Here is a 16,695-nt window from a genome sequence, read left to right on the forward strand (position 1 = left end):
AGTCGCCCACAGGCTTGAATTAACTTGATACTGACAGCGGGTAAGGATAAAGCGGTGAAAGGCTGCCCTCCCTTTCGGATAATCCACTCCTGCTTAGCTTGTTCAATAGGCCGGGTAAACACAGGGAACGGCAGTTTGGTGATAATCACGTGTGTACAGAGATTACCGGGCAAATCGACACCCTCAGCAAACCGATCCATACCGAAGATAATACTGCCATGACCAGATTCTATCTGACGGATATGGCGTAACACCATATTCTTAGGTGACAAAGTATCACCCTGTATTAAAACTTTGCTGCTTAAGGTGTTGGGTAATTGCCGATATACCGCTTCCATTACCTCTCTGGAGGTAAATAAAACCAGCGTGGCTTCATCCACATTAATGATCTCTATCAGCTGCCTTACAACTTCTTGACGCCATTGCTGTTGCTGCTCATTAGGAAGAAACTGCATTGCAGGCATGTTCAATGTGGCCTGATCACTATAATTGAATGGTGAAGGCACAGCCAGAAAATGCTGTTCATTGAAACGATGCAGACCACAATCGATACGAAAGCGATGGAACAAGCCCATACCCCGTAACGTAGCAGATGTGAGTACGACGCCGTAAGCACGGTTCCAGAGACTGCGATCCAAAAAGTAGGCAGCAGTCATTGGACCGGCATGAACAACAATCGTCTTTTGTTTGGCAAATTTTTCCAAGGATAACCACCGTACATTAGGTGGCCTATCCTCTTGATCTGGTTCTAAAAATAAGCCCATAAAGTCGATAAGGTAACCGAAGATATTCTGCACTGTTCCGACCTGTGGCAATAGCGCTTCGCCCACCTTATTAGACAACTGCGTCTTTTCCAGTCCTTCTTTTATCCACTTAGCAAAGACGGAGTAATGTTTATATATCGTATTAGCACGCTGTAATAAGTTCTGACAGGGAATTAACAGCGCATTTACCAGCGGACTGTTCCAGAAAATGCGTGGTTCACTGATACGTTTTTCCAACAGATCCTGAACTAGTCCATCACTGTGTAATATCGCCTCCAGCTGTTGCAGATGGCTGATAACGGCTGGAAGATCCTTCCTCAATTCAGCCAACATATAGCCAAAGTCATGCTGCCTGAAGGCCAAGGCTGACGGAATTTTTTTCAACACGCTGTCAGCTGTTTCGGTAGTTTGATACAACTGAATAAAATTTAATGCTTTTGCAGCGTGGTCCAATGCTTTGCGTGGCAGATTATGCGCTTCATCAAATACAAACAGGACTTCTTCAGGGTTGGGCAGCACTAGGCCACCTCCCAAATCAGCATCACTTAAAATCAAATCATGATTCGCTACAATGACCTGCGCACTGAGCATTTCCCGACGTAATTTGTAATACGGGCAACGCAGATAAAACGAACAGCTTTTACCGGCGCATCCTTCTGAATCAGTCGATATTTGGCTCCACAAATCTGCTTCAATGGTGTCACGGTGACTGTCCCTGTCACCATCCCAACGCTCCTCGTCCCATTCCGATAATAAATTTTTAGCATGGGCCATATGCAACACACGCTTATATTTATCATCGATATCGATACCCAGCTCCTGTTGATCAGGGGCTGTTGCTAACTGCGTGAGTTTACTCGGACAAAGATAACGTCGGCGTCCTTTTACCTGCACAAACCGAATGGGCTGCTCCATTGCGGCAGAGAATTGCGGCAGGTCTTTCTGAATCAATTGCTGTTGCAGGTTAACTGTGGCGGTGCTGATAACCAGCATTTTTTTATTATTGATGGCTGCTTCAATCGCCCCACTCAGGTACGCCAGTGTCTTACCAACCCCTGTCGGTGCTTCAACTACTGCGATACGTTGTTGAGGCGGATTTTTCATTTGTTGCGCGATAAATGCGCTCATCTGTTGCTGCTGGGGTCGCGGTTTAAAATCAGGCACCATCTTTTCGATGCGCTGGAAGATAGCGTCAAGCAACTTAATCTCCAGCTTCAGCTGCGACTGGTTGCAGCAAATCATCTATCAGAAACTGTATCGTTCTGCTGGCGCGAAATTCATTCACTGCAAGCCGGTAACGGATCAATATCTCACAACCTGTTTGTAACCATTCCGGTTTCGTTTGCCTGAAAGCCATCGCCGTAATCTGGCGATTATCCGCCAGTTGTAAATTCAGTTTCAGATGGTCCTGATCCTGACCAACAAGCCGCCAGTCCTTGACCGAAAACAAGCCATGAAATCGTGGCTCTTCAAAGCCTTGGCCCCACGGCGCCGCATGAGGCAATTGCTCAGCAAGATCCAAACTAATTTCATCATCCGACAGTTCGCCGTCCGAGTGCAACTGTTGTTGGTAAACAGCGGGATCCACTGACTCTATCAACACGTGATTGTATGCTTGCCGAAAGCGTTCCAGCTCGTTTTCCTTAAGGGTTAAACCCGCTGCCATGGCATGACCACCAAAGCGTTGCAGCATATCAGGGTGCCGGGCTGCAATGCGTGCCAGCACATCACGTATATGAATGCCGGCGATGGAACGCGCTGAGCCTTTTAGTTCACCCTCAGCACCGGGGGCAAAAGCTATCACAGGCCGATGCGTCTTTTCTTTGATACGGGATGCCAGCAATCCAATTACGCCTTGGTGCCAATGTGAATCGAACAAACAATAGCCTGGCACAGGTTCATCAGTATCCAGGCTGATGCCTTCGAGCATGGTGACTGCATCTTGCTGCATTTGTTGCTCGACACCACGTCGCTCAAGATTGATCTGATCCAGTTGCGATGCCATTGTTAGTGACTGATCCCGATCATCGCTGAGTAACAGATTTATACCTAGGCCCATATCTTCCATTCGTCCGGCAGCATTCAACCTAGGTGCAATACTGAAAGCTAAATCAGGTGATACCAGTTGGCTAATATCACGACCCGCAATCTGACTTAATGCCTGAATACCCGCACAGGCTTGCCCATGCCGCATGCGTTTAAGCCCCATATCCACCAAAGTTCGATTCAGCTTATCCAATGGCACCACATCGGCAACAGTTCCCAAGGCCACAATATCCAACCAGTCCACAACTTTCGGTTCAGGCAGGTTTTGTTGTTTAAACCAGTTGTTGTCGCGTAATAGCTGACGTAATCCCAGCAATAAGTAGAAACACACACCCACACCCGCCAGATTCTTGGACGGAAACGTATCGCCGGGTTGATTGGGATTAATGATGGCATCCGCATCGGGTAAGGCATCACCAGCCAGATGGTGATCCGTAACGAGCACTTTTATTCCCCGCTGTTGCGCCTTTTCTACCCCCGCAATCGCGGCGATGCCATTGTCAACAGTCAACAGTAAATCAGGCTGATTCTGCTGCGGTATTTCATCCAGTAATTCCGGCGTCAAACCATAACCGTGAATAAACCGATTAGGCACAATGTAATCAATATTGTTTAAGCCCATCGCTTTTAGTCCGCGAATAGCCAAAGCACAGCTGGTTGCCCCGTCGCTGTCAAAGTCAGCAACAACAGTGATTTTCCATTGCTTTGATAAAGCCTCAGATAATAAAGCGACCGCTTTATCCATACCCAGCATTTGCTGTGGTCGGGGTAAATCCGTTAGCGCAAAAAATAATTGTTCAACCTGTTTGATACCACGTGCCGCCATGATTCTTCTGAGACAATCTGGCCAGCTATCAGGTAACGCAGCCCAACCCGTGGCGTCACGTTGTTGAATATCAATCTGCTTCATGACCAGAACCGCCAGACGGATAGCGGCGTCAATCGGTATGTACCCCACTCGGGCACGATAAGGTTCAACTCGTTAAGTTGCCACTTTCTTAGCGCTGTCATAGCGGGTTTCAACCAATTATCGCTCAAATCCCCGAGCTGCTTCTCCCAGTCTTTTTCTACGTCAAAAAACTCAAGGTGAAGACGTTTTTTTCCGCTCATGACTGCGTAATTCGCGCAGTGCTGAGAGTACATGGATTGACTCAAAGCTGCCATATGCTCAAGTGTGCTTTCATCTCCTGAAACGTGTGACCATGCTTGCCAATTTTCGGATAAAGGCTCTGCCCCCCAAAACCATAAACCATTAATAGGTACTTTTCCCGCGGCTTCACGGGTCTGATTCAATGGGCAATCAAATAACAGCATCTGGATTTCATTCCATAACGTTATCCATTTTGATGCATCCTTACCCTGAGGCAGGAAATCAGTCACAGGCTGCCCGTGTAACCCCTCTTTGGCATAAAAGTTAACCTCATCAGCATTGTTTATATGCAATAACCACTGTCCCGCTGTCAGTACGCTTAAGCTGGCCTGCATTTCGTGAAATAGTGGTTGTAAAAAATGCACGAATGTCTCTGATTCTTCTATGGTTAAATCCAAATCGCGATAAAACAGCAATAATTTGTCGCGATCAGGGTGCAGATAACAGGGGTCGGCGCAAATACTCTTCTCAGACCCACTGATGAGTTCTGCCACAGGAAGATCTGAAGAGATTTTCTGTTGCGGGTTGAATAAGCTAATGAGGTGGTGATAAAGGCCGGATGAGTCTTCCTTAAATCGCGCTTTGTGAGTCAGCATTTTGAAATTATCGGGTAATGCTGCATGATTGAGTTCGTTTGCAAACAATACTGCAAAGTCAGGAAGAACCAGCGTCAGCGAGGTCTTACCCACCTGCCAGCACCTGTCTGATAAATGGAATCGTCAGCCTGCGTTTCGCTTGTAAGGATGCTTTATCAAGTTGTTGCAATACATCCATTAATGCGGGCATATCACGTCCGTAATGACGCAATAGATATTGCGCTACCTCATCACTCATAGTCAGTCCACGTTTCTGAGATTGCAAGATAAGAGCCTGCTGCTTTTGTTCATCTGTCATCGTTGTCAGGTGGTAAACCAGCCCTGTTGCCAGACGAGAACAAAGATCAGGCAGTTCAATACGGATATTAGCCGGGTTATGTTCAGTCGCCACTAACAAATTGCCTTTGGCATCATGCAAACGATTAAAACAATGAAACAATGCCACCTCCCACTCGGGGTGACCCGCAATCGCCTCAATATCATCCAGACATAATAAATCAGTCTGTTCTAAAGACTGGATTACAGCTGGCTCGGAGGTTTGCATCAATTCAGCAAGTGACACATAAGTGACGCGACGGCCTTGCTGTTGTACTTTTTCCGCACACGCTATCAGCAGATGGGTTTTCCCTGTGCCTGCCTCACCGTAGAGATAGAGAAAATCAAGGTTATCTAAATGACAAAACGCCTGCAGTGCTTTTTCAGTCTCGGGTTTAGCAAACAGATAATTATCAAAATGATAAATTTCTTGCGGCGACAGGCGCAGGGTTAGTTGTGTTTGGGCAACAGACATATTTTGTAAGTTTTATGAATAAAGATGGCTACCGACATAATGCTGATGCGCATATCGCAACAACACCATGACAACAGCAGCCACAGGTAAAGCCAGCAACACACCGGTGAACCCGAATAACTGACCACCGGCCAGAACGGCAAAAATAACGGCCACAGGATGTAAACCTATGCGTTCGCCCACAAAGCGTGGTGTTAACACCATTCCTTCAATGGATTGGGCAAACCCAAAAACGAGGACAACGTATAAAACCGGTAGCCATTCACCAAACTGAAAAAATGCGGCGAGACCAGCCAACGCAATACCTACTATCAAGCCCAGATACGGAACAAAACTGACAATACCCGCAATAACACCCAACAGCAGTGCCAGCTCTAAACCAATCAGAGTGAGTCCAATAGTGTAAATGACCGCTAATGCGAACATTACCATTAACTGCCCCCGCAAAAATCCCGCTAGCATATCGTCGCACTCCAGCGACATCTTGATGAATGTGTCTGAGTAACGACGTGGCAATAACTCCCTGAATCTTGCCACTAAGACGTCCCAGTCACGTAACAGATAGAATGTCAGTACCGGTATCAGCACCAGATTACCCACCCATTGCAACAGAACCATGCCTGAACGCGTCATATAATTGAATACACCACCGGCGACCTGGCCCACTTCAGACCAGTAATTGCTCAACGCCTGTTTTAATGTTTGCAGATTAATCACGTCGGTCGGTAAACCAACAGAAAGCAACCAAGGTTCAATCAATTTTTGTAAGGTGGTTATATAGCCCGGCAAATCGTTGAAAAGTTTCGCAATCTGGGCACTGAGCAATGGTAGTAACACCAGCAACATAATTGAAATAACGATAAAAAGAACGGCAAATACCACTGTCACCGCAACGGTTCGGGAAAGCTTCCAAGCCTCCAGTCTATCAACCAGAGGATCACCGAGGTAGGCAAGCAATGCCGCAATGAAAAAGGGCATCAAGACCGGTGAAAGCTGATAGAACAACCAACCTGAAAGGATAAACAGGACAACCAGAATAAGCTTGTTGATATCACTCATTTTTTTTGCTTTATCTGCCGCCATGCTCTTTCTCCCCAAACTAGAACATATTCCGTGCCGCTGATGATGACACTCGCTACAACCAGCCAAATTCCCACCGTGATGATGTATTCGAATCCATCAAACCACTGCTGCAGAAAAATCACTAATAGCACCAATGCAATCTGCAAGGTGGTGCTGATTTTACTGCTCCATAAAGGTGTTAAGTCGAACTTCCCGACGTAATAGTGATAGGTTAAGCCGCCACTGACAATGATCAGGTCTCTTGCCAGAACAAACCAGAGCAACCACAAGGGCAACAAGCCTAACCAGGTTAGTGTGGCGAAGCTGGCAACCAGTAGTAATTTATCTGCAATGGGGTCCAGAATAGAACCCAGACGTGATTCCCAATGGAAATGTTTTGCCAGAAAGCCATCCAGACCGTCAGAAATACCTGCTATCGCAAATAACACCAATGCCAAAATGAATTGCTGCGTCGCCAATGCCCACATCACAGGGACAACCAGAACGATACGCAATACGGAGATCAGATTTGGAATATCTTTCAGTCTCAAGGTAATAACCGATATTGTTTGGCATCATTGCCATCAAAACGTGTTTCTTCTGCCAGCATACGTCCGACGGCGAGTGTACGTTCTAAAACATCTAAACTACCATCAAACGCGACCGCCAAATCAAGCTTTTGATCATTTAAATTAATCACCTCAATATCGGTGATGTAATCCAGTTGTCTTAAATAACGCATCAAACGGGTAAAATCACCATAGTCCAGCACATCTGAAACTTGCACCGACAAAATCTGATTTGGCTGACTCTCATTGAGTGTCTGGCTAAAGCGGCTGGAAAGCATATCTGCCAGTTCCCCCATGCCCAGCTCAAATGCTTCTTGCAGCGTGCCTTGCGATTGCCACTTTTTAACATCACCACTGATAATCGCAGCCCATTCAATCTTTGCTGTTGCATCGTTCAGCATAACCTGACTCATGAGGATAATATCTGCACCGTAGCGCATGGAGGCAGATTGTATCGACGAAGCATCCTGTTGCCAGACAGTGTCAAAGTTCACCTTGAACTGATCTTCCAAATCCATCAAAGGCAAAAGTAGGGGCAAGCCGCGTTTACGAGCTGCGTTGTCAAGATATTCAACGGCATTAGAACTGACATTATCCGAACCTAATAAGGTTTGCTTACTGTTTTGTTTTATTGCAATCCAAGTCAGAATGTCAGGGCGAATTCTTCCCCAGACAGGTAAGCCCAAATTTCTTATTGCCTGATTTACACCATCAGGGTCAAAACTCAATCTCAAGGTTAACTGATCGGGTTGTGTCAGGTCTGCCTCGACAATATTACTGCGTTGATATTCAAACTGCTGAACATACTTGTCTGCATTGTCTAGCATTGGACTCAGATCCGTATCGCTGACTCGCGCACTGTCACCAACAACTTTGAGTATAACCTGCTGTAATAACTGTGGCGTCAGCTCAGCGCGCTCTTGTTTATCACGGGAATTGATAGGAAGCTCAGCTTGATAAAGATTATCAACCTCAGCGGCATGGCTGCCACAGGTCAAACTGAGCAAAATTAGGGTAAAAAATAATCGATGCATTGTGGTATTCTAACACGCTGTTTTCAGCGTGTGACGCTATACATTTTTTCAGGAATTAACCATGACAGACAGCGCGAATCCTTCTCGCACTTCACTCAGTTATCGCGATGCCGGTGTTGATATCGAAGCCGGTAACGCCCTCGTTGATCGTATTAAACCGCATGCGGCTAAAACCCGTCGTCCGGGTGTAATGGCAGGCTTAGGTGGTTTCGGCAGTTTATTCGAATTACCGCTTGATCGCTATAAGCAACCGGTACTTGTTTCCGGTACGGATGGCGTCGGTACTAAACTGAGACTGGCGATTGAATCGGGCATTCATAACACTATCGGTATAGATTTGGTCGCAATGTGTGTCAATGATATTGCAGTATTGGGCGCTGAACCGCTGTTTTTCCTTGACTACTATGCAACCGGAAAACTGGATATCGATGTCGCTGAGTCAGTAGTTTCAGGTATTGCAGAAGGTTGTTTACAAGCCGGTGCTGCTCTCGTAGGTGGCGAAACCGCTGAAATGCCAAGCATGTACGAAGAAGGCGACTATGATCTCGCTGGTTTTTGTGTCGGTGTGGTAGAAAAGGACGCGGTGATTGATGGCACTAAAGTCGCTGCTGGCAATAAACTCATTGGCCTGGCAGCGTCAGGGCCGCACTCAAACGGCTACTCCTTAATCCGTAAGATACTGGAACGAAGTGGTCAGTCTCTGGATAATGCTTTTGATGGTGCAACATTGGGGGAGAAACTTCTGGCTCCCACCAGAATTTACGTGAAATCACTTTTGCAGTTAAACCAAACCATATCAATTCATGCCCTCTCTCACATCACTGGTGGCGGTTTATTGGAAAATATTCCCCGCGTATTACCCGAGGGTGTCAAAGCAGTGATTGATGCTAGCAGCTGGCAACGCCCTGCTGTATTTGACTGGCTGCAAGAGCAAGGCAATGTTGAAGATACTGAAATGTATCGTACCTTTAACAACGGTATCGGTATGGTCATCGTCGTGGCTGAAGACGATGCTGATAAAGCTATCGCCTTATTGAATGAAGCGGGTGAGTCTGCAAGCCTGATCGGCTATATCGAAACAGCCAATACCAATGACGACCTCGTGGTAATCAATCAATAATGACAGACAAGCAAGGTAAAACACGGCTGGTGATTCTGATCTCCGGCCGAGGTAGTAATATGCGCTCAATTGTCGAAGCTGCAAAGCAGGATGAACTTGATGTCGACATCAAGGCTGTTATCAGTAACCGACCTGATGCAGCCGGCCTGGAATATGCTCAGAATGCTGGTATCCCTACCGCTGTAATTGATCATAAAAAATTCGACAGTCGCGACGCTTTTGATCAAACACTGGCTGCTGAAATTGACCGCCATACTGCGGACTTTGTCATCCTCGCTGGGTTTATGCGTATCCTGACTGAAGCGTTTGTGACGCATTTTGAAGGCCGGCTGATTAATATTCATCCTTCGCTGTTACCAAAGTTTAAGGGATTGCATACCCATCAGCGTGCCATTGAAGCGGGAGAAACAGAACATGGCGCCAGTGTGCACTTTGTCACAGCAGAACTGGATGATGGCCCGGTAATATTGCAGGCAAGAGTACCTGTTTACCCAGACGATGATGCCGATACACTCTCAGCGAGAGTTCTCGAGCAGGAACATCTGCTCTATCCTGCTGCCTTAAAGAAACTGGTGACACGTCAAGCGAATTAATTATGCTCAAACTTTTTGGTATTTTCCTGTTATTTAGCATTTCAAACAGCCTGATAGCACAGGAACTACCTGATTTTTCTGCTAATTACCTAGTCAAATTAAACGGTATTCAGGCAGGAGAATTAAAAAGGAGTCTTGAGACGCAACCGTCAGGCATCAGACGTTTCCACTCCGTCAGTCAGGCCAAGGGCGTGTTTTCTTTTTTCAAACCCGACGTGATTGAAGAAACCAGTCTCTGGCAATCTCATAACGGTAAAGTCAAACCGCAAAGCTATATTTATCAGCGTAGTGGTGGCAAGAAAGACAAAATTCTGGAAATGGATTTTGACTGGCAAAAGAACATCGTCAGTATTGATGACCGTCAGCATCCATGGGAGCTTGAATTGGAGCCTGGCACCCTGGATAAACTGGTTTACCAGATCAGGCTTATGCAGGATTTAGAACGCGGCATTGAACAAGTTGATTACCGCATTGCCGATGGCGGTAAATTAAAAACTTACCATATTGAAGTGCTGGGTAAAGAAATCATCACGACACCGTTGGGGCAGATTGAAGCAGTCAAACTGACTCGTCATCGTGAAAAACCCAGTGATCGACAAACGACTCTCTGGTGTGCACCCGCACTCAATTATCTTCCGGTTAAGTTAGAGCATATCGAAGATGAAACTCGTTTTACGGCCTTGCTACGACGTCTAAAGGGCATTGATAGTAAAGCCGCATTCACGCCTTTGCAATCTGCTAATCCGATAAATAACCCATGACAAAAAAACAGTTTCGAATTATCAATCAGGAAACACCTTTCAAAGGTTTTTTCAGCATCAAAAAATACACGATTGAACACACACTATATGACGGTGGCTGGAGCGCACCAATCAGTCGTGAAGTATTTCATAGAGGTAACTGTGTTGCAGTCATGCTTTACGATCCCAAGCGTGACGAAGTGGTCATTATTGAGCAGTTCCGTGCAGGCGCTATTCTTTTACCCGATCAGCAAGATGCCTGGTTACTGGAAATTGTTGCGGGCGCCATGGAAGAAGGTGAAACCGCAGAAGACGTAGCTCGTCGCGAAGCCGAGGAAGAAGCGGGTTGTGAGATTGGAGAAATGATCAAAATCAGTGAATTTTTCACTTCCCCCGGGGGCACATCTGAATCTTTAACGCTGTTCTGCGGCCGAGTCGATGCTAAAGATGTCGGTGGAGTGCACGGCCTTGATCATGAAAATGAAGATATCGCTGTTACCAGCATGAAGTTCGATGAGGTCTATGCCTTAATGGAACAAGGCCGAATTATTTCAGCGATTCCGATTATCGCCATTCAGTGGTTATTCATTCATCGGGATGAGCTCAAACAAAAATGGCTCTAAGTTTAGAATATAAGCGGTTCGCGTCCTGCCCTTCTTCTTAACCAGCCTATGCCACGGTTAATTGCGGGGAGCTGAATTAATCTGCGTTCAAACTGATACTTGCCTGGAAAGTTAAGCAATAAAATCCCGACAAACATCGTCAATATTCCCTGGCCTGGCAATAACAACATCGCCAGTCCAAGAACAATGAAAATCATCCCGAACACGTTCCTCACCAGTAATAAAAACCAGCGAAGCACAATATGTTCTTCTGCCCAGCGTGATGGCTGACGTTCACCTTCAGCGAAATAATCTACAGGAATACGAACAACGAGATAGGGAATAAGGAAAAGGGATGCGAGAAATGAAAAAAGGGAAATGAGACCCAGCCAAAGCAGAATTGTGTCATTTCCCCAAATGAAATCGAACAGTGCTTGAAAAGAAAAATGTTCCATTGATAAGCGTTGTATAAAAAACCGTCAGCCTTCAGCGTTGATACTATAGCTTACCTGCATATTATGCGCAGCGCCGGGGGCAATGATCACACTGTTGGCAATCGCATTGGCCGTTTCCACACAAATAAATTGGGCGTAATCTTCAGCTGGCATATCTTTGAATGTGGCTGCTTTATCCCAAGGGTTCCACACCACAAAATTATCGGCGCCATTATGTTCAATCTCTATGCGGCGCTTAAACATGGCATCAATAATTTCAACCCGCTTAGGTGCATCAAGATAAACACGATCTGTCTCTTTATCAGCATGAATATCACCGGCTTGTCTGTGTTGAGCAAACCCCAATGTTTTATCCAGATAGTCGATACCATCTAGGCCACTGACTCGTGTCTGAGTAATATCACCTACTCTGAAATAGCTATGCAAAGCTTTTGAAATGCTGAATGGAATTTCACCTTTGTTTTCTGTTGTAAGAGAAATGCTTAACTTCTCACCAACATGAATCTTTTTGCGAAGTCTAAACTCACTCGGCCACCATTGCTTACTGGTGGCGGTCGATTCAAGACCTAAAGTAATTTCAGCGTTATCATCATGAATCTGGCTATCCAGCACTTCCCAGAACAAGTTTCGGGCAAAACCATGTGGCTGGCGACCAAGATTACCCGGGTCATCGCCAAACCATGGCCAGCACAAAGGTGCTCCACCGCGAATAGCCTTCCCCTGTTGATATATCGCTTTCTGACTGAGATAAAATAAATCATGCTCAGCACCAACAGGCTTAAATGACAATATCTGTCCACCGTATAGGGCGACTCTGGCACTGGCGCGTGCAGTAGCCAATTCAATCAGAGGCATCCCGGCAGGGCCCTCAACAAACTGAATTTTGTCTTCTCTACCGAAAATGCGATTTAAGTAATTTAGATCTTGCATAAAGTTACTTGTCCCAAACAAAAAGACGGGCACAATCGCCCGCCTTTCCATAGACGTGGAAAGCTGTTCTCAACAGCAATCACATCAATGTTGGTGACCACCCTCACCGTGAACATGGCCATGTTCCAATTCTTCTTCACTTGGCTCACGTACTTCACGAACGGTCACTTCAAAATTCAGAGGTACACCCGCCAGTGGATGATTCCCATCTACAGTAATAGTATCGTCTTTGATTTCAACAACTGTAACCAAAACTGGGCCTTGCTCAGTTTCAGATTGAAATTGCATACCGACTTCTACTTTTTCTACACCACTGAACAGTTCACTCGGTACTTCCTGTTTCAGTTGGTCATGACGTTCGCCGTAAGCCTTGGCAGGTTCAATGCTGGCTTTCACTTCATCACCGGCTTCTTTATCGACCAACGCTTCTTCCAGACCCGGAATGATGTTACCAGCACCATGCAGGTAGGCAAGTGGTCCAGCACCTTCTGAGCTGTCAATCACACTACCTTCGTTGTCTGTCAGCGTATAGTCGATCACAACGACCTTATTCTCTGCAACTTTCATTAAAAATTCCTCACTTAACGTTGTGGATTATAGCTGCAGCTTTTCACTACAACCTAGAGCATTGACATGAATAACTGCCCCATTGTCGGGTACACTGCAATGCAGAAAACCAAACAAAAGTCCGCGCCTGCATGTCAAAAAAAACGCATTTTATCACTAAACCGTTGTTCGGCCTAATATGACCCAGCTTATCCTCTTCAATAAACCCTATAATGTACTCACTCAATTCACTGATAGTGAGGGTCGACATACTTTAAAAAATTATATTGATCTTGAGGGTGTGTATCCGGCCGGGCGCCTGGATCGGGATAGTGAAGGACTGTTACTGCTCACTGATTCTGGTTCTTTGCAACACCAAATCGCCAATCCACAGTTTAAAATTGAAAAAACATATTGGGTACAGGTAGAGAATATCCCTGATGAAAAGGCTCTGCAACAATTAATAAACGGGGTCGAACTCAAAGACGGCATCACTTTACCCGCCTCGGCACGTCTCATAGAGCCGCCATCCATATGGCCTCGTACGCCGCCGATTCGGGAACGAAAACATATCCCTACTCAATGGCTTGAACTTAAAATTAAAGAAGGCCGTAACCGTCAGGTACGGCGAATGACAGCGGCTGTTGGGCACCCCACTCTGCGTTTAATTCGCTATGCGATAGCGAACTGGACTGTTCAACACCTATTGCCCGGACAATGGCAAGCAGTGCCAGACGATGACATGATAAAATGGTGTCATGATTTGGAAACCAAGAACAACCGTCGCCGCCGTGATCGAACACAACAACCAGTTTCTACTGGTCGAAGAAGAAATTCGCGGCAAAATGACGTTAAACCAACCCGCCGGGCATCTCGAAGCAGACGAAAGCCTGATAGACGCGGTGATTCGTGAAACTCAGGAAGAAACGGCCTGGCAGTTTAAACCAGAACACCTGATCGGCATCTATCGTTGGATACACCCATTAAAGGGTGACACCTACATCCGCTATTGTTTTTCTGGTCAAGCGACCCAACATAATCCTTCGCAACCTCTGGATGATGATATTCACCAGGCGCTGTGGTTACCGTACGAACAAATTGAAGCGAGACAAGCCGATTTACGAAGCCCTTTAGTACTGCAATGTTTTCAGGACTATATGGCTGGTCATCGTTACCCCCTTGATATTTTGCATAACTGAATATGGCTGAAAATAAAAAAGTAGTAGTCGGTCTATCCGGCGGTGTTGACTCTTCTGTTGCGGCGTTACTATTGAACCAGCAACATGACCAGGTCGAAGGCCTGTTTATGAAAAACTGGGTCGATTTTGCCGATGAGAGTGAGTGCACCATCGAAGAAGATCGAAAAGATGCAATGTCTGTTGCAGACACTGTTGGCATTGATTTTCACGAAGCCAACTTTGCGATGGAATATTGGGACTATGTCTTTAAGCATTTTCTCGATGAATATCGTGCTGGCCGTACCCCCAATCCGGATATTTTGTGTAACCGTGAAATTAAATTCAAAGCATTTCTTGACCATGCGATGGAATTGGGCGGGGTCTTAATCGCTACCGGGCACTATGCAAGAGTCGCTGAACGAAATGGCAAATTTCGTCTTCTGAAAGGACTCGATGATAAAAAAGATCAGAGTTATTTCCTCTATACACTGGGTCAGGAGCAACTCTCCAGAACGTTATTCCCACTCGGTGAATTGCCCAAAACAGAAGTGCGTCAAATTGCCGAAAAAGCCGGTTTTATTAATCACGATAAGAAAGACAGCACCGGCATCTGTTTTATTGGTGAAAGACGTTTCCGTGAATTTTTAAGTCGTTATATCCCTGCTCAACCGGGTGACATGCGCACACCCGATGGTGAAAAAATTGGTGAACATAACGGTTTGATGTATTACACACTAGGCCAACGTCAGGGCCTGGGTATCGGTGGACGCAAAAACAGTACCGGTGAGCCTTGGTTTGTAGCTGGTAAAGATATGAAAAACCGTATCCTTTACGTCGTTCAGGGCGATCACCCATGGCTATGGAGTCAGTCTTTGAAAGCCGAACAACTGTCCTGGGTTACGGGTGAAGAGCCTGTGTTCCCCTGTCGCGCCGCTGCCAAGACACGCTATCGTCAACCGGATCAACCCTGCACTATCAGTAAGGATGAGAGCGGACTGATTCATGTCGCGTTTGATGACAAACAACGTGCTGTCACGCCAGGGCAATCTGTCGTGTTTTATCAGGAAGACGAATGCATAGGTGGTGGCATTATTATCTCTACCGATGCGCCGGGAGTACATCCGTGAAAATTACAGCACGTCAGCGTGACAGAACTATCGCCCTCTCTGCACTGGTACAAGCGGCGGCTCTGGTACAACAGCTTGCTGAAACAGGGCAAATAAACACAACTGAACTTAAAACCATGCTGCAAAGTCTGGTCATTCAGGATCCACTGACAACCGAATCAGTGTATGGCTCTGTGTCGGATTTGAGAACAGGTATACGCCAACTCAACACGCAACTGTCAAAGAAAAAAGACAAAAAGGATGTCGTGTTATTACGTTACGTTATCGGCCTTCTGCATCTGGAACGTCAATTAGCCAAGCAGCCTGACATGTTGGATCAGATAAGCCGTGAAATCGATCAGGTTCCACAGCAAATTGATTATTTTGGCGATATTTTGTCACCGCAGGTCATTGCTCGCTTTGCAGACATCTACCACCGTACTCTCAGCGGCCTAAAACCACAGATTCAGGTCTATGGTGACCCCGGCTTTTTACAACAGCCAGACAATGTAAACAAAGTGCGAGCATTATTACTTTCCGGTATTCGTGCCGCAGTCTTGTGGCGTCAAAAAGGCGGTCGACGCTGGCAGTTCCTGTTTCAAAGTGCCAAGATCATGGCTGCCGCTGAAGCTCTTTATGCTGTCAGCTAAAGAAACTGCTTACGACAGGTGGACAAAAAGCACGCTGTCGACAAACCTGACGACGCAAAAATCATACACATCACCACAATCTGGTAATGTGCCGCTATGATAGGTGAAACACCTGATAATATCTGCCCTGTCATCATACCCGGTAAAGACACAAGACCAACAGCCAGCATGGCATTCACTGTGGGTATAAAAGCGGCCTGAAATGCCTTATTTCTGGCCTGACGATAATCGGGGTCATTTGCTATCTCGGCCTGTAATCGTTCAGCAGCCAGACTTACACTATTCATTGCATTGGCAAAGATCATCCCGGCCAATGGAACCATATAACGCGGTTCAAACCAGGGAGTTAGATCAATCACAAACTGTGTCACCAGAACCAATGTCAGTCCACCACCGGCCAGAATAGAGAAAAAAGCATGCAGAAACAGCTGCTTGCGTTTACTTTCCACCGTCCTCAGGGCGATCCAGCTTGCCGCCGTGACCATCACTAACATCACTGCCGTCACTATCCATGCCTGTTCTGCAGCGAAAATGGTAGTCAGAATATAGCCAACCAACAATAACTGGATCAGCATGCGCAATAAGGCATATGCAGCATTAGTCGCCTGTAATGACCATCTGTACATAACCACCAATACCAAGGCGACAGGAATAAAGGCCAACACCAAATTAAACGGTGGAATAACTTGTAGGGTTTCGTTCATTGTTTCGTCAATATAAAAAAGGCTGTTTCCTCACAGAGAAAACAGCCTTGATTTGAGCAT

The 16,695-nt window shown here is 46.1% G+C and carries 19 protein-coding genes; 8 read left to right on the forward strand and 11 right to left on the reverse strand.

Annotated elements, in window-relative coordinates; translation table 11 throughout:
• The 7 genes from dinG to ACTF5U_RS02415 form a co-directional block, all read right to left on the reverse strand.
• The coding region (dinG, locus tag ACTF5U_RS02385; protein WP_438970038.1) for an ATP-dependent DNA helicase DinG at window positions 1-2,006 on the reverse strand (2,006 nt) is incomplete at its 3' end.
• Entirely contained in the window at window positions 1,966-3,768 is a 1,803-nt protein-coding gene (recJ, locus tag ACTF5U_RS02390; protein ID WP_438970039.1) for a single-stranded-DNA-specific exonuclease RecJ, read from the reverse strand. The genes dinG and recJ, both read right to left, overlap by 41 nt.
• Window positions 3,717-4,649 (reverse strand): hypothetical protein, encoded by a 933-nt coding sequence (locus ACTF5U_RS02395; protein WP_438970040.1) that lies wholly within the window; start codon window positions 4,647-4,649, stop codon window positions 3,717-3,719. The genes recJ and ACTF5U_RS02395 overlap by 52 nt, the downstream gene beginning before the upstream one ends.
• Window positions 4,642-5,346, reverse strand: a complete 705-nt coding sequence (hda, locus tag ACTF5U_RS02400; protein ID WP_438970041.1) for a DnaA regulatory inactivator Hda — start codon at window positions 5,344-5,346, stop codon at window positions 4,642-4,644. The genes ACTF5U_RS02395 and hda overlap by 8 nt, the downstream gene beginning before the upstream one ends.
• A 12-nt stretch (window positions 5,347-5,358) precedes the next feature.
• Window positions 5,359-6,429, reverse strand: a complete 1,071-nt coding sequence (locus ACTF5U_RS02405; RefSeq protein ID WP_438970042.1) for an AI-2E family transporter — start codon at window positions 6,427-6,429, stop codon at window positions 5,359-5,361.
• A complete protein-coding gene (locus ACTF5U_RS02410; RefSeq protein WP_438970043.1) occupies window positions 6,402-6,959 on the reverse strand; it encodes a CDP-alcohol phosphatidyltransferase family protein in 558 nt (185 codons plus the stop codon). Before ACTF5U_RS02410 ends, ACTF5U_RS02405 begins: the two co-directional genes overlap by 28 nt.
• Window positions 6,956-8,011, reverse strand: coding sequence for a DUF2066 domain-containing protein (locus ACTF5U_RS02415; protein ID WP_438970044.1), 1,056 nt, complete (start codon window positions 8,009-8,011; stop codon window positions 6,956-6,958). The genes ACTF5U_RS02410 and ACTF5U_RS02415 overlap by 4 nt, the downstream gene beginning before the upstream one ends.
• A 61-nt stretch (window positions 8,012-8,072) precedes the next feature.
• Between ACTF5U_RS02415 and purM the strand changes: the two genes are divergently transcribed.
• Genes purM through ACTF5U_RS02435 form a run of 4 tightly spaced genes read left to right on the forward strand, consistent with a single transcriptional unit; the run spans window position 8,073 to window position 11,087 of the window.
• Window positions 8,073-9,131, forward strand: a complete 1,059-nt coding sequence (gene purM, locus ACTF5U_RS02420) for a phosphoribosylformylglycinamidine cyclo-ligase (protein ID WP_438970045.1) — start codon at window positions 8,073-8,075, stop codon at window positions 9,129-9,131.
• Window positions 9,131-9,724, forward strand: coding sequence for a phosphoribosylglycinamide formyltransferase (purN, locus tag ACTF5U_RS02425; RefSeq protein ID WP_438970046.1), 594 nt, complete (start codon window positions 9,131-9,133; stop codon window positions 9,722-9,724). The genes purM and purN overlap by 1 nt, the downstream gene beginning before the upstream one ends.
• A 2-nt stretch (window positions 9,725-9,726) precedes the next feature.
• A complete protein-coding gene (locus tag ACTF5U_RS02430; RefSeq protein ID WP_438970047.1) occupies window positions 9,727-10,485 on the forward strand; it encodes a DUF3108 domain-containing protein in 759 nt (252 codons plus the stop codon).
• Window positions 10,482-11,087: an NUDIX domain-containing protein gene (locus ACTF5U_RS02435; RefSeq protein WP_438970048.1), complete on the forward strand. Its 606-nt coding sequence runs from the start codon at window positions 10,482-10,484 to the stop codon at window positions 11,085-11,087. Before ACTF5U_RS02430 ends, ACTF5U_RS02435 begins: the two co-directional genes overlap by 4 nt.
• Before the next feature lie 2 nt (window positions 11,088-11,089).
• On the opposite strand, the gene ACTF5U_RS02440 is transcribed toward ACTF5U_RS02435, so the two are convergent.
• The 3 genes from ACTF5U_RS02440 to ACTF5U_RS02450 form a co-directional block, all read right to left on the reverse strand.
• On the reverse strand, window positions 11,090-11,521 hold the full coding sequence (locus ACTF5U_RS02440) for a PGPGW domain-containing protein (protein WP_438970049.1): 432 nt from the start codon (window positions 11,519-11,521) through the stop codon (window positions 11,090-11,092).
• A gap of 24 nt (window positions 11,522-11,545) precedes the next feature.
• On the reverse strand, window positions 11,546-12,451 hold the full coding sequence (locus ACTF5U_RS02445; protein ID WP_438970050.1) for a D-hexose-6-phosphate mutarotase: 906 nt from the start codon (window positions 12,449-12,451) through the stop codon (window positions 11,546-11,548).
• Between the two features lie 84 nt (window positions 12,452-12,535).
• The gene (locus ACTF5U_RS02450; protein WP_438970051.1) at window positions 12,536-13,018 is read right to left on the reverse strand and encodes an FKBP-type peptidyl-prolyl cis-trans isomerase; all 483 of its coding nucleotides are present in this window, start codon (window positions 13,016-13,018) and stop codon (window positions 12,536-12,538) included.
• Window positions 13,019-13,196: 178 nt separating this feature from the next.
• On the opposite strand from ACTF5U_RS02450, the gene ACTF5U_RS02455 reads away from it, so the two are divergent.
• Genes ACTF5U_RS02455 through hflD form a run of 4 tightly spaced genes read left to right on the forward strand, consistent with a single transcriptional unit; the run spans window position 13,197 to window position 15,931 of the window.
• Complete coding sequence (locus ACTF5U_RS02455) at window positions 13,197-13,910, forward strand: pseudouridine synthase (protein ID WP_438970052.1); 714 nt, start codon at window positions 13,197-13,199, stop codon at window positions 13,908-13,910.
• Window positions 13,816-14,196 carry an NUDIX hydrolase gene (locus ACTF5U_RS02460; RefSeq protein ID WP_438970128.1) on the forward strand — a complete coding sequence of 127 codons (381 nt, stop codon included), beginning with the start codon at window positions 13,816-13,818 and terminating at the stop codon, window positions 14,194-14,196. The genes ACTF5U_RS02455 and ACTF5U_RS02460 overlap by 95 nt, the downstream gene beginning before the upstream one ends.
• A 2-nt stretch (window positions 14,197-14,198) precedes the next feature.
• A complete protein-coding gene (gene mnmA / locus ACTF5U_RS02465; protein WP_438970053.1) occupies window positions 14,199-15,302 on the forward strand; it encodes a tRNA 2-thiouridine(34) synthase MnmA in 1,104 nt (367 codons plus the stop codon).
• Window positions 15,299-15,931 (forward strand): high frequency lysogenization protein HflD, encoded by a 633-nt coding sequence (hflD, locus tag ACTF5U_RS02470; protein WP_438970054.1) that lies wholly within the window; start codon window positions 15,299-15,301, stop codon window positions 15,929-15,931. The genes mnmA and hflD overlap by 4 nt, the downstream gene beginning before the upstream one ends.
• Here hflD and ACTF5U_RS02475 read toward each other — a convergent pair.
• Entirely contained in the window at window positions 15,928-16,635 is a 708-nt protein-coding gene (locus tag ACTF5U_RS02475) for an ABC transporter permease (RefSeq protein WP_438970055.1), read from the reverse strand. The genes hflD and ACTF5U_RS02475 overlap by 4 nt on opposite strands.
• Window positions 16,636-16,695 lie beyond the last annotated feature (60 nt).

It is taken from the genome of Methylophaga sp., from assembly GCF_965655755.1.
In the GTDB taxonomy this organism is placed as follows: domain Bacteria; phylum Pseudomonadota; class Gammaproteobacteria; order Nitrosococcales; family Methylophagaceae; genus Methylophaga.

Excerpts from the sequence above, each read along its gene's own strand:
- hda (WP_438970041.1), bottom strand. The coding sequence starts at position 5,346 with ATGTCTGTTGCCCAAACACAACTAACCCTGCGCCTGTCGCCGCAAGAA.
- ACTF5U_RS02405 (WP_438970042.1), bottom strand. The coding sequence starts at position 6,429 with ATGGCGGCAGATAAAGCAAAAAAAATGAGTGATATCAACAAGCTTATT.
- ACTF5U_RS02415 (WP_438970044.1), bottom strand. The coding sequence starts at position 8,011 with ATGCATCGATTATTTTTTACCCTAATTTTGCTCAGTTTGACCTGTGGC.
- purM (WP_438970045.1), top strand. The coding sequence starts at position 8,073 with ATGACAGACAGCGCGAATCCTTCTCGCACTTCACTCAGTTATCGCGAT.
- purN (WP_438970046.1), top strand. The coding sequence starts at position 9,131 with ATGACAGACAAGCAAGGTAAAACACGGCTGGTGATTCTGATCTCCGGC.
- ACTF5U_RS02430 (WP_438970047.1), top strand. The coding sequence starts at position 9,727 with ATGCTCAAACTTTTTGGTATTTTCCTGTTATTTAGCATTTCAAACAGC.
- ACTF5U_RS02435 (WP_438970048.1), top strand. The coding sequence starts at position 10,482 with ATGACAAAAAAACAGTTTCGAATTATCAATCAGGAAACACCTTTCAAA.
- ACTF5U_RS02440 (WP_438970049.1), bottom strand. The coding sequence starts at position 11,521 with ATGGAACATTTTTCTTTTCAAGCACTGTTCGATTTCATTTGGGGAAAT.
- ACTF5U_RS02445 (WP_438970050.1), bottom strand. The coding sequence starts at position 12,451 with ATGCAAGATCTAAATTACTTAAATCGCATTTTCGGTAGAGAAGACAAA.
- ACTF5U_RS02450 (WP_438970051.1), bottom strand. The coding sequence starts at position 13,018 with ATGAAAGTTGCAGAGAATAAGGTCGTTGTGATCGACTATACGCTGACA.
- ACTF5U_RS02455 (WP_438970052.1), top strand. The coding sequence starts at position 13,197 with ATGACCCAGCTTATCCTCTTCAATAAACCCTATAATGTACTCACTCAA.
- mnmA (WP_438970053.1), top strand. The coding sequence starts at position 14,199 with ATGGCTGAAAATAAAAAAGTAGTAGTCGGTCTATCCGGCGGTGTTGAC.
- ACTF5U_RS02475 (WP_438970055.1), bottom strand. The coding sequence starts at position 16,635 with ATGAACGAAACCCTACAAGTTATTCCACCGTTTAATTTGGTGTTGGCC.